13 protein-coding genes are annotated in these 14,017 nt (G+C 59.1%); 6 read left to right on the top strand and 7 right to left on the bottom strand.

The genetic code is table 11. The annotated features are described in order from the left end of the window. Positions 1 to 9: 9 nt before the first annotated feature. The 6 genes from N5D61_RS16955 to N5D61_RS16930 all read left to right on the top strand — a co-directional run bounded on the left by N5D61_RS16955 (position 10) and on the right by N5D61_RS16930 (position 5,771). Positions 10 to 897 (top strand): SMP-30/gluconolactonase/LRE family protein, encoded by an 888-nt coding sequence (locus N5D61_RS16955; protein WP_279893612.1) that lies wholly within the window; start codon positions 10 to 12, stop codon positions 895 to 897. A 291-nt stretch (positions 898 to 1,188) separates the two neighbouring features. Continuing rightward, a complete protein-coding gene (locus N5D61_RS16950) occupies positions 1,189 to 2,100 on the top strand; it encodes a TauD/TfdA family dioxygenase (RefSeq protein WP_279893611.1) in 912 nt (303 codons plus the stop codon). Positions 2,101 to 2,133: 33 nt separating this feature from the next. Then, positions 2,134 to 3,252, top strand: a complete 1,119-nt coding sequence (locus tag N5D61_RS16945) for an ABC transporter substrate-binding protein (protein WP_279893610.1) — start codon at positions 2,134 to 2,136, stop codon at positions 3,250 to 3,252. 154 nt (positions 3,253 to 3,406) lie between these two features. Continuing rightward, positions 3,407 to 4,168 (top strand): ABC transporter permease, encoded by a 762-nt coding sequence (locus N5D61_RS16940; RefSeq protein WP_279893609.1) that lies wholly within the window; start codon positions 3,407 to 3,409, stop codon positions 4,166 to 4,168. Continuing rightward, positions 4,165 to 4,953, top strand: coding sequence for an ABC transporter permease (locus tag N5D61_RS16935; RefSeq protein ID WP_279893608.1), 789 nt, complete (start codon positions 4,165 to 4,167; stop codon positions 4,951 to 4,953). Before N5D61_RS16940 ends, N5D61_RS16935 begins: the two co-directional genes overlap by 4 nt. A gap of 23 nt (positions 4,954 to 4,976) precedes the next feature. After that, entirely contained in the window at positions 4,977 to 5,771 is a 795-nt protein-coding gene (locus tag N5D61_RS16930; protein ID WP_279893607.1) for an ABC transporter ATP-binding protein, read from the top strand. 26 nt (positions 5,772 to 5,797) lie between these two features. On the opposite strand, the gene N5D61_RS16925 is transcribed toward N5D61_RS16930, so the two are convergent. The 7 genes from N5D61_RS16925 to N5D61_RS16895 all read right to left on the bottom strand — a co-directional run bounded on the left by N5D61_RS16925 (position 5,798) and on the right by N5D61_RS16895 (position 13,799). Beyond that, positions 5,798 to 6,757, bottom strand: a complete 960-nt coding sequence (locus N5D61_RS16925; protein WP_108237956.1) for a sensor domain-containing diguanylate cyclase — start codon at positions 6,755 to 6,757, stop codon at positions 5,798 to 5,800. Positions 6,758 to 6,760: 3 nt separating this feature from the next. After that, positions 6,761 to 7,759, bottom strand: coding sequence for a response regulator (locus N5D61_RS16920; protein WP_279893606.1), 999 nt, complete (start codon positions 7,757 to 7,759; stop codon positions 6,761 to 6,763). A gap of 497 nt (positions 7,760 to 8,256) precedes the next feature. Further along, on the bottom strand, positions 8,257 to 8,622 hold the full coding sequence (locus tag N5D61_RS16915) for a response regulator (RefSeq protein ID WP_108237954.1): 366 nt from the start codon (positions 8,620 to 8,622) through the stop codon (positions 8,257 to 8,259). Between the two features lie 155 nt (positions 8,623 to 8,777). Further along, a complete protein-coding gene (locus tag N5D61_RS16910) occupies positions 8,778 to 10,787 on the bottom strand; it encodes an EAL domain-containing protein (RefSeq protein WP_279893605.1) in 2,010 nt (669 codons plus the stop codon). Between the two features lie 129 nt (positions 10,788 to 10,916). Beyond that, complete coding sequence (locus N5D61_RS16905; RefSeq protein ID WP_108237952.1) at positions 10,917 to 11,537, bottom strand: response regulator; 621 nt, start codon at positions 11,535 to 11,537, stop codon at positions 10,917 to 10,919. Continuing rightward, a complete protein-coding gene (locus N5D61_RS16900; RefSeq protein WP_279893604.1) occupies positions 11,534 to 13,027 on the bottom strand; it encodes an ATP-binding protein in 1,494 nt (497 codons plus the stop codon). Before N5D61_RS16900 ends, N5D61_RS16905 begins: the two co-directional genes overlap by 4 nt. Positions 13,028 to 13,448: 421 nt before the next feature. Beyond that, positions 13,449 to 13,799, bottom strand: coding sequence for a BON domain-containing protein (locus N5D61_RS16895; protein WP_279893603.1), 351 nt, complete (start codon positions 13,797 to 13,799; stop codon positions 13,449 to 13,451). Between the last annotated feature and the right edge of the window lie 218 nt (positions 13,800 to 14,017).

The raw sequence follows: 14,017 nt of genomic DNA, 5'->3' as shown, positions 1-14,017 counted from the left end.
TGAACCCTCATGCAGGCTGAGCTGATTCTCGACGCGCGTAACGCAACAGGTGAAAGCCCGGTGTGGCATGTCCAGGAACAGGCACTTTACTGGGTCGACATTCCTGCCGGGCGTTTGCACCGCTGGCGAATCAGCGATGGGCGCGCCGACACCTGGACAGCCCCGAACATGCTCGCCTGCATTGCGAGCCAAGGCGATGGCAGTTGGCTGGCAGGCATGGAAGATGGGCTGTACCGCATTCACCCCAACGACGATGGCACGCTTGCGTCAGACTGTTTGACCCGCGTTGCGCATCCGCAAGCAAACATGCGCTTCAACGACGGACGTTGTGACCGTCAAGGCAGATTCTGGGCGGGCACCATGGCGATGGACATGGCTGCGGCCAGCGCCGTCGGCTCGCTCTACCGCTACACCGAGGATCAGCCAGAGCCGCTTCGCCCTGCCCTCTGCGACATGCTGGTGCCCAACGGACTGGGCTTCAGCCCCGATGGGCGCGTGATGTACCTCTCCGACTCCCACCCCTCCGTGCAGCGCATTTGGGCGTTCGATTACGACATCGATAGCGGCACCCCTCACAATCGCCGCCTGTTCGTGGACATGAATCACTACCCGGGCCGCCCGGACGGCGCTGCGGTGGACGCTGATGGCTGCTACTGGATCTGCGGCAATGACGCCGGCCTGATCCATCGCTTCACCCCTGGCGGCAAACTGGATCGTTCATTGTCCGTGCCCGTGAAAAAGCCCGCGATGTGCGCCTTCGGGGGGCGCGATCTGAGCACATTGTTCGTGACGTCCATCCGGCCGGGAGGGGACATCAGCGACCAGCCACTGGCCGGCGGTGTATTTGCGCTGAGACCTGGCGTCGGAGGCATGGCGGAGCCCCATTTCGGTGGGTGACGGGCCACTAGGATGGGGATTGCGCTCGCCTAAGGGGCGTTTTAAACAACACTTGGCGGATCCAGACATGCCGGAATGGTCGAGCTCAATCACGGTATCTGTCCCGCGCAAGCACTCTCCAGTCCGCTGAAAAGTACAAAATATATTTGTGAATAAACTTATGTAATTTTGTTATTTTCATAAATTTCCTGCATAAACTCCTCTTCTATATTTATGACAAATCGTGATTAGCGTTCAGCGGATTTATATCTTTATGATCTGAGCCACACCAACCTAAACAGGGGTTCAGGCATGGCCATTCAGATCAAACCCGTGGCAGGGAAAATAGGTGCCGAGTTGAGCGGCATCAAACTCTCCGGCGACATTTCCGAGCAAGACTTCGACTTCATTCACCAGGCACTGCTGAAACACAAGGTGCTGTTTTTCCGCGATCAATTCCTCACCGACGAACAGCACGAAAACTTCTCCCGCCGCTTCGGCGAGCAAGTGCCTCACCCGACAGTTCCCTCAGCCGAACAAAGTGCTGCCATCCTGAACCTCGACTCCCGGGAAACCCGCGCCAATTCCTGGCACACCGACGTCACCTTCGTCGCCAATTACCCGAAAATCTCCATCCTGCGCGGCGTGGTCATCCCGCCTTATGGCGGCGACACGGTATGGGCCAACACCGCCGCTGCTTATGCTGACCTTCCCGCCCCGTTGAAAACCCTGGCCGACAGCCTGCGTGCATTGCACACCAACCTCTACGACTACGCAGCGCCAAAGGACACCGGCGAGGCTGGCCTGAAGCGCTACCGCGAGCAGTTCACCGCGCAGGTGTACGAAACCGAGCATCCATTGGTGCGCGTGCACCCGGAAACCGGCGAGCGCAGCCTGATTCTCGGCCACTTCGTGAAGCACATCCTGGGCGTCAGCAGTAACGACTCCAAGCAACTGATCCGCCTGTTCCACGATCGCATCACCCAAATCGACAATACCGTGCGCTGGCGCTGGAGCGAGGGGGATGTCGCCATCTGGGATAACCGGGCGACCCAACACATCGCCATCAACGATTACGGCCAAGCGCAACGCATCGTACGCCGCACCACCGTTGCAGGTGACATTCCAGTGGGCGTCGATGGGCGTTCCAGCCAGGCAATCAAGCCCACACCTGAAACCCTCTCCCCACGAACAGAAGCCGATAAAAAACACTTGGCTGCCTGATTCCCTAACCCCCTCGTTCAAGGAAGCACCGTCATGGCAAAGGCCAAGCGAACATCTGTATTCAGCAAAACAAGCGTAGCTACCGCACTGGCGGCGCTGCTGATGATGCCCTTGGCTCAAGCCGACGTACTGCGCATCGGCGTGGCCAGCGCAGGCGGCGGCGACCCCGTGACCTTCAGTGGCTCACCGCTGGGCATCGTGCGCAATCAACAATTACTGGAAAAAGCCTTTGAGGGCACGGGGACCGAAATCCAGTGGTTCTTCTTCAAGGGTGCTGGCCCTGCCGTCAACGAGGCGCTGTCGAACAAGCAGCTGGATTTCGCCTACGAGGGTGACCTGCCGCAAGTGGTGGGCCGCGCCAACGGCCTGGACACCAAGCTGCTGGCCGCCATTGGCGTGCGCTCGAACGTTTACCTGGCCGTGCCGAAAGGTTCCGATATCAAAACCATCGAAGATCTCAAGGGCAAGAAAGTCGCTGTGTTCCGGGGCACCAACGGGCATCTGGTTTCGATCAACTTGCTGGCGGACCACGGCCTGACCGAGCGCGACCTGAAAGTGATCAACCTCGACAGTGGCAGCAGCCAGGCGGCGCTGGTTTCCAAGGGTGTGGACGCCGCGTTCGGCGGCCGCGAACTGTTCAAACTGCGCGACCAAGGGCTGGCCGACATCATTTTCGACAATCCGACCAACGATGTCCGGTACACCCGGCAGTGCGCCCTGTTGGTTCGTGGCGAATACGAAAAAGAGCATTCCGCCAACGTGCAGAAAGTCGTCGATACACTGGTGGAAGCCGCCAAGTGGGAATCAGAGGAAAGCAACCGGGACGCTGTGCTCAATGAATGGGCCAAAACCAACGAGCCGGTTGCCTCGCTCAAGGCCGATTTCAGCCACATCGCTCTGCGCGACAGTGCCTCGCCGCTTGTGGATGACTTCCTGCGCGCGCGTTACCAGGCGGTGGCCGATCAAGCCCGGGATGAAAAGATGATTCGCCGCCCAGTGAGCATCGATGGCTGGTTCGAGACCAAATACCTGGACAACGCATTGAAGTCCAAAGGCTTGCAGCATTACTGGACGGCCTACGGCGCGGATGGCAAATCCACCGGTACCACCGCCACGGCGTCGTCGGACAAAGCCGTCAATAACGGAGGCTGACGCCATGCCCAGAGCAAACGCCACCGCACTTGATCGACGAGAGCCCCCGACCAAAGCGCTCGCGCCGGTGGAGCGACTGCCCAACTTTCCCTCCCGTGCGCCCCGACGACTCGCGGTCCGAAAGGGTCCTCGATCACCTTGGCGGTACACTGCGTTGAACGCCGCCTTGCCGTGGCTGCTGCCGGTCACGTTGCTCGGGCTTTGGTACCTGGGCGCCGAGAGGGGCTGGCTGTCGGAGCAGGTGCTGCCGCCGCCCGCTTATGTCTACCAGACGCTGGTCGACCTGGTGACCACTGGCGACCTGTGGCTGAACGCTTCAGCCAGCCTGCAACGGGTGCTGGTGGGCTTCCTGATCGGCTCGGGGCTTGGCGTGCTTCTGGGTTTGGTCATGGGGCTGTCGAAGACGGTCGAGGATTATGTGCTGCCGACGTTCAACGCCTTGGTGCAAATCCCGGTCCTGGGCTGGATGCCATTCGCGCTGCTGCTGTTCGGCATCGGCGAACCGTTGAAATATGTGCTCATCGCCCACGCAGCGCTGGTGCCTGTCACGCTCTGCACCTTGCAAGCCTTCCATCAGGTGCCCAAGCGCCTGCTGGAAGTCGGTCGCGCCTACGGTTTCAGTCAGCGTCAGATCGTCACCGACATCGTTTTACCGTCAGCGGTGGCCCCGATCTTCACAGGCCTGCGGCTCGGTTTCACCAAGGCCTGGCTCTCACTGGTGGTGGTCGAGTTGCTCGCGTCCAGTGAAGGCCTGGGTTACCTGATCGCGTATGGGCGTCAGTTGTTCCAGCTGGATTTGGTGATGGCGGCCGTGGTGGTGGTCGGAACCGTCGGGCTGCTGATCGACCGCGGCTTCGAAGCCATGGAACGTCGTCTCAACAAAGGGCGACCCATCACGTCGGGGAGGCTCATATGACCAGCGCAACACTCATACAGGTCTCTCGCCCGCATCGTTATCGTGGCTGGGTACTGCCCGTCGTCGGCGTCGCAGTGTGGTGGCTCGCGGCAAGCCAGGGCTGGAGCGATTCGGGCCTGCTGGTGTCCCCGCAGAAGGTTGTCCTCACCGCTTGGGACCAAGTGATCTCGGGGCAATTCTGGCGGGCCATCTCGTCGAGCCTGGCGCGCAACCTCAGCGGCTTTTTCATTGGCACTGTGCTTGGTCTCATCCTTGGCTGTCTGCTGGGTATCTCGCGGCGTTTCGAGCGGCTCGTCGGCGCGAGCTTCAACACCTTCAAACAGATATCCCTTTTTGCGTGGATTCCACTGATCTCGGTGTGGTTCGGCTTGGGGGATGTGGCGAAGGTCGTCTTTCTGTCGCTGGCCGCGCTGGTGCCCGTGGTGGTGAACACCTGCGACGGCTTGCGCAATGTCCCCAATGCCTTTCTGGAGGTGGCGAGGGTGTATGGCTTCAGCCGTTGGCAAACCATCGTCGGCGTCATGCTGCCCGCCGCATTGCCGTCGATTTTCACCGGCATCTACCTGGCGCTGGTGTATTCCTGGCTGGCCACCATCGGCGCGGAATACCTGCTGGTATCCGGCGACGGGATCGGTAACACACTGATCGATGGCAGCGAACATTTCATGATGGACTTGGTGCTGTTCGGCATGGTGATCATCGGGCTGGTGGGCTGGGCGCTGAATGTGCTGGCACGCCGACTGGAGCGACGCCTGCAACGGCTGTATGGCATCACACCTCGTTAACGATTTTGCACAAGGGAATTACCATGACGGCCACCCCACAGCTTTCTCTTCCTGCGCAGCACGGCAATGGCCTGCGCCTGGAGCACGTCAGCAAACGCTTCGTCAACGCGGGCGGGGACACTCAGTTGCACGTGCTCGACAACATTCAACTGGACATCGCCCCGGGAGAATTCATCACCATCGTCGGTGCCAGCGGCTGCGGCAAGTCAACGTTGCTGCGGCTGATTCTGGGCCTGGAGGAAACGAACGAAGGGCGGATTCTGCTGGACGATAAACCGATCAAAGGCACCGGGCTTGAGCGTGGCATCGTGTTTCAGGACCACCGCCTGTTCCCTTGGCTGACCGTTGAACAGAACGTCGCCGTGGGCCTGAAAAATGCGCCACTGTCCCCTGCGCAAAAGCGCGACACGGTTCGGGAACACATTCACTTGGTCGGCCTTCAGGACTTTACGGCGTCCTACCCGCACCAGATCTCCGGCGGCATGGCGCAACGCGTGGCCATTGCGCGCGGGCTGGTCAATCGCCCGAGCGTCCTGCTGCTCGACGAACCCTTCGGCGCGCTCGATGCGCTGACGCGCACGCGACTCCAGCGGGAACTGCAGAACATCTGGCAGCAGGAAAGGATCACGATGGTCCATGTCACCCATGATGTGGACGAAGCGGTTTATCTGGGCGATCGCGTCGTGGTCATGCAACCCCATCCCGGGCGTATCCGGCGTATCGTCGACATTGACCTTCCCCGCCCGCGCAATCGCAGTGACGCGCGGTTCATTGCCCTGAGGGACGACGTCCTGAGCGACTTTGCGGAAGTTTCATAGGCGCGCTTGTCGCGTTGCCCCTGGCCTCAAGCAGCGCCGTGCAGCGATACCCGATTCCGTCCATTTTTCTTGGAGGCGTATAACGCCTGATCCGCCCATTCGATGAGGGTCTTGTGCTCCGAGAGTGGGGAGGTCATGTCGGCGACACCCAGGCTGATGGTGATCCGGATGGTTTCGCCTTCATGCTGGATTTCCTGAGCCTCGACCGCCACCCGCAGGCGCTCGGCGAACATCCCGCCACCGTATTTGTCGGTGTCCGGCAGCAACACGGCGTACTCCTCTCCCCCGTATCGCCCGGCGATGTCGGAATCGCGAACGTGCTCACGGATCACGTCGGCCACGCGCTGAATCACCTTGTCACCGCCTTGATGACCAAAGGTGTCGTTGACGCGTTTGAAGTGGTCGATGTCGAACATCACTAGGGCCGCCGAAGTGCCGTACCGCACGTGCCGCGCATATTCCAGGCGCAGCGCCTCCTCCCAGTGGCCGCGGTTGTAGAGTCCCGTCAACCGATCGGTGCTGGACAGCTTCTGCAGTTCCTGGTTGGCGGCCTGCAGTTGCAGCCGGTTGGTCGCCACGTCGGTCACGTCATAGATGACCAGGCACACGTGCGTCACTTCACCGCTGGTGGCCCGTAGCGGAAACATCGTGGTGTTCTGGTACATGAAGTCCTGTTGCCCGGTGATCGGCTGGTAGCTCTTGAAACGCACCAGGTAAGGACGCTGTTCCCAGATCGTGAACGCCGGGGTGCCGAGGGTGACCACACTGTCGATCTTCTTTTTCAGCCACTCCTGATGGACCTCGGGAAACAGCTCGAAGAACGAACGGTTCGCCGCTTCATACGGCAGCACGCCCGAGCGGTTTTCCATGAAGGTGTTCCACACCTGTACGCGGTATTCCTGATCCAGCACCACCACACCGACGTCGATGCTTTGGGTGATGGTCAGCAGCCAGTGCAGCTCTTTGATGTCGATACGATCGTTCATGAATCAACTCATCAGGTAGGCGAGTTTGCCTGACAGCCGCTCTACCGAGTCCTCGGTGAACAACATCAACAAATCGAAATGAATGTTGTGCCCTTCCAGGCTGTAGCTGATCTCGACAGCGAGGGTCTTCTTCCAGCGCTGCTGATTGATGCGGATCAGTTCCTCGATACCACTGTGGGCGCCGAGTACCTGAGGATGACCTTGGGAGAATGCGATGTCGATCTGCTCGGCGATACCACTGAGACACGCGCCGATGAGGATCGACGACAGGTCCAGCAGCATTTCCATGTCCGAGTAATCCTCGTCGCGGATCTTCATCAACTGCGCCATGTCGGCGATCTCGGAATCGTGGAACAGGAGCAACGCCTCGCCTGCAATCCCACCGCCGATGTAGCCCTGGCATACCGCGGTCAGGCGCTCGCTGCCCTGTGCATCGGCCAAGGCCATGTGCAGCTCGCCCACCTCCAGAATGTTGACGTTGGGCACCGGCAGTTGCACGAACACGCCCAGTACCCTCGCCAGGAGAGCAGCGGCCCGCCCCATGGCGACGTTGACCGTCTCACGGAATGCGTCCTGGAAGCTGATGGCGGTCGGCTCGGCCTTCGGTGTCAGCACCTTGGGCGCACTCGGCTCGCCCATGAGGCCCAGCCGTTGCAACGTGAGATGAAGTTCGAGAGGGTCTGCCGGCTTTTTCAGGAATGCCAAGGCACCGAGCTCGCGCGTCCGACGCACCGCTTCGTCTTGAACGTCACCGGAAACCACGATCACCTTGGCCTGCAGGTTTTCCTCGCGAATGGCTGCGAGTGCCTGATACCCATCCATGTCCGGCATGGTCAGGTCCAGTAACACCACCTGCCCCAACCCAAGCCGAATGGCCTCCAAGCCTTCGTGCCCATTGGTCGCGGTTGTAACCGACACACCCCAGTCAGGGGGCAAGGCGCGCATGAGCTGTTTGCGCGCCATGTTGGAGTCATCGCAAATCAGCAGGGGAATCGTGGGCATTGCTTTCGATCTCACGGCAAAAGAGTTTCAGGCGGTGCCCGGATAATCTGTGCAATCAATTGTTTGGCAGTACGCTCTGCGCTTTCAATCCAAACCTATTGATAACGAGTAGCAGAGAAAGTGAGTCGAATCTTCACTCATTCAGCAACAAGCTGCACCCTATGCAATATTTATGCTCATAAAGACTTCAAACAGCAAACTTCAACAACATAAAGAAACGCTGGAATGTTGACGTCAACCGGCCAGCGAAATCACACGCCTGGCTTAATAAAAACAGCGAAATGTTTCGAAAAGGAGTGGCAAGGTCGGGTTTAGAGCGGGGGTAGATGACGAGAGTGGGTAGCCTCATCACGAGGTGCCGGTACTAAAGGATGAGTCATGAAAGTATCGCTGAAGCGTAACAACAATGCCGATGCGATAAACACGTGCAGTGGGATCCTATTGATCGCCCACGCCTGAACCAAGTCAGTGCGCGGCTGCAACGCGATAAACATTCTTCAACTCAAGGTTGATTCAAGACAATCAATCAATGTTTGAGTGTGAAAAGGTTTGGCAAGAAAACAAATCGCACTCCCGGTCATCGCACGCCGGCGAATCGATTCTTCCGCAAAGGCGGTAATGAAGATGGTCGGAATGTGTATGCCTTGCGCAGCGAGGTGTTCGTGCAATTCCACGCCGCTCATGTTCGGCATCTGCACATCCGTGATCAGGCAATCGGTCCGCCCTATATCCTCCGAGCCAAGAAAGGCTTCGGCCGAGGAAAAGACGCAAACGAGAAAACCCAGCGAACGAACGAGGCTATCGATACTGGCGCGGACCGCTTCATCGTCATCGACGACAGCGATCAGGGGAGAGCTGGACAAACAGATTACCTTCGATAGCAGACGGGTATGAATGCACGGTACCGTGCTCGACAACGGGTCACACGTTACCGGCCTCGCTTACCGCCGAGAATTATACGGTTGTATGAAAATGACGAGAGGAAGATTTCTGACTGCTCAGACAATTTTCCTTACGCTCATACCCACCGCTCAGTGGTGAACGCGAACTCGATACGCTCTTGAAGGAATGTCTCGAAAGCATGGGCTTCCAATGCCTTGGCGTAGTAGTAGCCCTGCGCTTCGTCGCAACCGCGCACTCTCAACGCGTCGAGAACGGAAAAGTCTTCCACCCCTTCGGCAATCACCTTCATATCGAAACTGTGGCCGAGTGTGATGACTGCTTGCACGATGGCCGCATCCTGCGCATTGCTGAGCATGCCCCGCACGAAGGACTGGTCGATTTTCAACTTATCCACTGCGAAGCGCTTCAGGTAAGCCATGCTGGAATAACCCGTGCCGAAATCATCGATGGACATCCGCACCCCCAGCGCCTTCAACCCGCGAACCGTGTCCAGCACCCGTTCGGAGTGCTCGATCAGAATCGATTCGGTCAACTCCAGCTCCAGCAGATGCGGCTTCAGGCCGCTTTCGTAGAGTGCCCGCCTCACGTCCTGGACCAGATTGCCTTGGCGGAACTGCACCGCCGAGCAATTCATCGCCACGCTCAGCTCACCCAACCCCGCCGCTTGCCACGCGACGGCCTGATGGCACACCTGGTGTAACAGCCAGCGGCTGATCGGGATGATCAAACCGCTGGACTCCGCAACTGGAATGAATTCGCCGGGAGCGATCGGACCCTGCCCCGGATGGCTCCAGCGCAGCAACGCCTCGGCACCGATGACGGCCCCCGTACCCAGGTCGATCTGCGGCTGGTAGTGCACTTGCAATTCGCGTTGTTCGAATGCCAGCCGCAATTCGCTCTGGACATGCAGAAAGCGCAGCTCGCGCGCGCCCATGGCCGCTTCGTAAAGCACCCATGTGTTTCGTCCATTGCGCTTGGCCTGGGCCATGGCCGTGTCGGCGGCTTTCAAGAGCGAGCCGAAATCATGCCCGTGGGCAGGGTACGCCGCGATACCGACAGAAGCTGAAACGGACAACGTGTAGCCCGCCAATTCGAGAGGTTGCTGCATGACATACAGCACGTCTTTGATTATCTGCGCGATGCGCGAAAAATCGTCATCGTTCACCAGCACGAGAAACTCGTCGCCGCTCAACCGGGCCACCGTATCGACTGTTGGCCTGAGCGCGAGCAAGCGCTGCGCCAGACGCGTCAGCACCGTATCCCCTGCGACGTGTCCCAGCGAATCATTGATGGTCTTGAAGTTATCGACGTCAATGTAAAACAACGACAGACGCGACACCCCACCACCTTCGTTGATGGCCTGGTTGACCCGCTCCAGCAGGTAGCGCCGGTTGGGCAAGCCGGTCATCTCATCATGGAATGCACTGTCCCGGAGCTCGTCCAGGATCTGCTGCCGACGAAGGCGATTGGCCTGTAGGCGCAACGTCAGGCCGACAACCAGCAAGTACAGCCCACCGCACACGATCGATGACGCGATGACGGTGTATTTCCAGCCCAGCAGGTAATCTTCCGCCGCGAGCCCGATGACCAGCGCCAGCGGCAACTCATCGATGCGCCGGAAGCTGTACAGGCGCTTGACGCCGTCCACCGGAGAAAACGTAATCAGGGTCCCTTCCTTGGCATTCTCAGTCAGCATGCGACCTATGGGGTCGGCGGCGGACGGTGCCGGAGTGCCGAGAGGCGCGGGTGGCATCCGGAGCAGGTTTTGCGCAACGTCAGTACGGCGCAAGGTGATGACGCCGTGAGCGCCGACGTCGACGTCTCGTAGCACCTCACGCACTTTTTCCAGCGAGACGTTTTGAACGTCGTACGGGATGTCGTGAAAGGTATTGCTCAGCCGCGCCTCCAGGATGCGGCTCAAATTGCCCACATCGGAAATCGCCTGCCGCTGCGCTTGCTGATGCAGCCATCCAAGGAGCGAACCCAGCAGCAATGCGATTGCCAGCGCCAACCCGCCCCAGTGCCAAACGCGAAATTCCGGCGCGGCTCCCTTTGTGTGGTCGGTGATCGACGCCGGCAGGAAAGCGGTCAGCGCGCCGCCAGCGGGTGCGGTGTACTCAGTCATCGATAGCGCTCAGGAGGATGGGGTGCAGGCCTGAAAGAACTCTCAGGCTCGTGGAAAGAAATTATCACTATCATCCACTGATGCCGATTAGCTATCAGGCTGACCTGCTCATACTCAGGTATGAGCGCCCTACACCCCCTCGAGCACCTGCGACATCTTCACCAGATCGGCGAAGGTGCGGGCCTGCATCTTTTTCATGGCGTGGCCCCGGTGAATCTTGACGGTGATTTCGCTCAGTCCCATTTCCGCCGCGATCTGTTTGTTCATGAGGCCTCTCACTGCGTAGGCCATCACCTCCTGCTCGCGGGCGGTGAGGGTCTGGTAGCGCGTCAACAGTTCCGCTGAAGCCTTGCCACTTTCGCGGCGCCGGGCATCCTGCTGCAACGCCAATGAAACGGCATCCAGCAAGTCCTGCTCGCGGTATGGTTTGACCAGGAAATCCAGCGCACCGGCCTTCATGGCCCTCACCGACATGGCAATGTCGCCGTGTCCGCTCACGAACACGATTGGCATCGCCACTTTCATGTCCGCCAGACGCACTTGAAAATCCAGACCGCTCTCCCCCTGAAGGCGCACGTCGAGAATCAGGCAAGCGGGAACGTCCTCGAAGGGGTGCCGCAAAAACTCCGCCCCCGATGCATAGGTGTGCACCCTCATCCCCACCGATCGCAACAGGCTATCGAGCCCTGTGCGGATCGCCGGATCGTCATCGACGACGAACACCACTGGACTCAGCTCAGGGCCGCTCATGACGCAACCGGCTCACAGAGTGGAAGCGAGAAATTCAGGCTCGCCCCATGCCCCAACTCACTTTCCGCCCAGATCCGCCCACCATGAGCATCGATGATCGAGCGACAGATCGACAGGCCCATGCCCATCCCCTCCGGTTTGGTGGTGAAAAAAGGATTGAACAGATTCGGTAGGTTCTGCGCTGAAATGCCTGGCCCGTTATCCCGAAGGCAAAGCGTTGCGTCGCCGTCCTCACTGTTGCCCAGCGACACACTCAAGGTGCGCGCCCGGCCATGCATGCCTGACATGGCCTGCACCGCGTTGATCAGCAGGTTGATGATGACCTGCTGTAACTGTACGCGATCGCCCCTGACCCAAACGGGCTCATCGGCCGCCTGCAGCACCAGGCTCACTCGATGCCGCGACACTTCCCGGCGGACCAGATCCGCAGCCTCATGCAGCACGTCATGAAGGTCAAGCAGGACATGTTGAGGATCGGTCTTGCGCGACAGCGTGCGAATGCGACGGATCACCTCACTGGCCCTATGCGCTTCGCTTTTGATGCGTTCGATGGCGCTGCGCACTTCGTCCAGATTCGGGACTTCCCGGTTCAACCAGCGCAACCCCGCTTCGGCATTGGTGGTCACCGCTGACAGGGGCTGGTTGACTTCGTGCGCAATGGAGGCTGCCATTTCCCCCAGTGTGGTCACGCGGGTGACGTGCGCCAATTGGCTTTGGGAGCGATGAAGCGCCTCCTCTGCCTCTTTGGTCGCCGTCACGTCCATCAACGCACCGATGTACTCACAGCCGCCAGAACCATCCTCCACCTGCTGCGCGAGCATACGCACCGATTTGCAGGATCCGTCCGGCATTAACAGGCGAAACTCCGCTTCCATGTTGGCGTGCCGGGCATAGGCCTGCTCGATCAGCGATTTGAGGTCGTCGATGTCGTCGGGGTGGGTACGGCTCATCATGTATTCGAGCGTTGGTTGCAGCGACTCATCGAACTGGAAAATACGCCGCGCCTCGTCGGACCAATACATCCGGGCGCTGGGCATCTTCAGCCCGATGCTGCCCGTCAGGCTCAAGCGCTGGGCACCGGCCAAGAAAGCCTCGCTGCGATGCAACAAATGGATCTGCGCCTGGAGGGCGTCCCGAGATGCCATGTGCTTCATCGCAAGGAACGCCGTGATGGCGATGGCGCACAGACTGACCAGGCAACGTGCGAAGGGAGGCACCATCCATTCGGCGCCGTGGGACAGCAAAAAGGCAGCGAGCGTAAGCACTCCGCAACCGATCGACACCGCCATGACGCTCTTGCGCGAGAACACGTCGGCGCACATCAGGATGACCGTGACGTACAAGACCGCGATGGCCACGTCCAACGAGCTGAGCCAGTCGATCAGGAAGATGATCATCGCCAGCATCACCGCCCCTGCTCGCAACAGCCAGATGCTGGGTGACACCTCCGTATGAGGAGCGGCCGATGGTCCGGTGGAAAACCTTTTCATTGCGACAGTCTTGCCTTGTTATGAGTCGTTGGTGAGGCAGCGCAAATCTTTTCGCGGGCGACGCACGCCTGCGGCTAACTCTACGTCAGGGCGCAGGGGACGATAATAAGGTGCAGCATCGACACGCTTCCATCGCACTCAGGTATAGATAGCCGGGAAGAGCCTCCCCGGATAGGGCCTCAGGAAGCGCACAGCGAACCAGCGTAATGCTGAAACGAGAAGAAGACTTGAGCGAATGTGCTCAATTGAGGAAATCGAACCAGCTCCGAACAGAGGATGGCTGGAAATAGAACAAGCCCCGGCGCGGGCGCCAGGGCTTGTAATGGCCACATCCTTATGGCCTTCGCATGAACCTTGAATCGATAGATCCGCGGCCTCCCTGGCCGTAAATCATCGGGTTCCCCGGTTCCTGAGAATTGGCTTACTCAGCTTTCAGGCCGTCAGCCGATACGGCTTTGACGCCTTTGATCTTTTTGGTGATGTCAACAGCCATCTTCTTCTGTGCATCGGTGACCGCGACATCCGAAGACAGGGAAACCACGCCTTTGTTGGTTTCTACCTTGATGTCGGAGCCAGGGATGCCTTTCTCGGTCAGCAGGTCGGATTTGACCTTGGTGGTGATCCAAGTGTCAGAAGTGGCTTCTTTAGCTTTGGTAACTTCACCTGCGGCTAGCTGCATAGGCGCCTGATTAGAGGTTTCGGCCATGGCTACGTTAGCCATGGTCAGGGTCAGAGCGGTGGCAGTGGCAGCAGCGATAGCGAACTTCTTCATACGAGTAACTCCTGTTTTTCTCAGAATCTGCAACCAACCTCATTGGCTGCAGGGTTACCCTACTATCGCAAGCGGTGTGCCAAACTTCTTTCAAGCTATAAACACTGTTAAATCAATGAGTTATAAATTCTCGGATCCAGCCTGATCGTGCAGATTGCCCGTTTCCAAAAAGTTCCGCTTGCAAGATGCATGTTGCCACCGTGCGTCGATTGCTTTGA

It is taken from the genome of Pseudomonas sp. GD03842, from assembly GCF_029841165.1.
Classification (GTDB): Bacteria; Pseudomonadota; Gammaproteobacteria; order Pseudomonadales; family Pseudomonadaceae; genus Aquipseudomonas.
The sequence above is the reverse complement of the archived record's forward strand: the minus strand, read 5'-3'. Positions and strand labels throughout refer to the sequence as shown.

Coding starts and splice junctions, on each gene's coding strand:
- N5D61_RS16955 (WP_279893612.1), top strand. CDS start 10: ATGCAGGCTGAGCTGATTCTCGACGCGCGTAACGCAACAGGTGAAAGC.
- N5D61_RS16950 (WP_279893611.1), top strand. CDS start 1,189: ATGGCCATTCAGATCAAACCCGTGGCAGGGAAAATAGGTGCCGAGTTG.
- N5D61_RS16945 (WP_279893610.1), top strand. CDS start 2,134: ATGGCAAAGGCCAAGCGAACATCTGTATTCAGCAAAACAAGCGTAGCT.
- N5D61_RS16935 (WP_279893608.1), top strand. CDS start 4,165: ATGACCAGCGCAACACTCATACAGGTCTCTCGCCCGCATCGTTATCGT.
- N5D61_RS16930 (WP_279893607.1), top strand. CDS start 4,977: ATGACGGCCACCCCACAGCTTTCTCTTCCTGCGCAGCACGGCAATGGC.
- N5D61_RS16925 (WP_108237956.1), bottom strand. CDS start 6,757: ATGAACGATCGTATCGACATCAAAGAGCTGCACTGGCTGCTGACCATC.
- N5D61_RS16920 (WP_279893606.1), bottom strand. CDS start 7,759: ATGCCCACGATTCCCCTGCTGATTTGCGATGACTCCAACATGGCGCGC.
- N5D61_RS16910 (WP_279893605.1), bottom strand. CDS start 10,787: ATGACTGAGTACACCGCACCCGCTGGCGGCGCGCTGACCGCTTTCCTG.
- N5D61_RS16905 (WP_108237952.1), bottom strand. CDS start 11,537: ATGAGCGGCCCTGAGCTGAGTCCAGTGGTGTTCGTCGTCGATGACGAT.
- N5D61_RS16900 (WP_279893604.1), bottom strand. CDS start 13,027: ATGAAAAGGTTTTCCACCGGACCATCGGCCGCTCCTCATACGGAGGTG.
- N5D61_RS16895 (WP_279893603.1), bottom strand. CDS start 13,799: ATGAAGAAGTTCGCTATCGCTGCTGCCACTGCCACCGCTCTGACCCTG.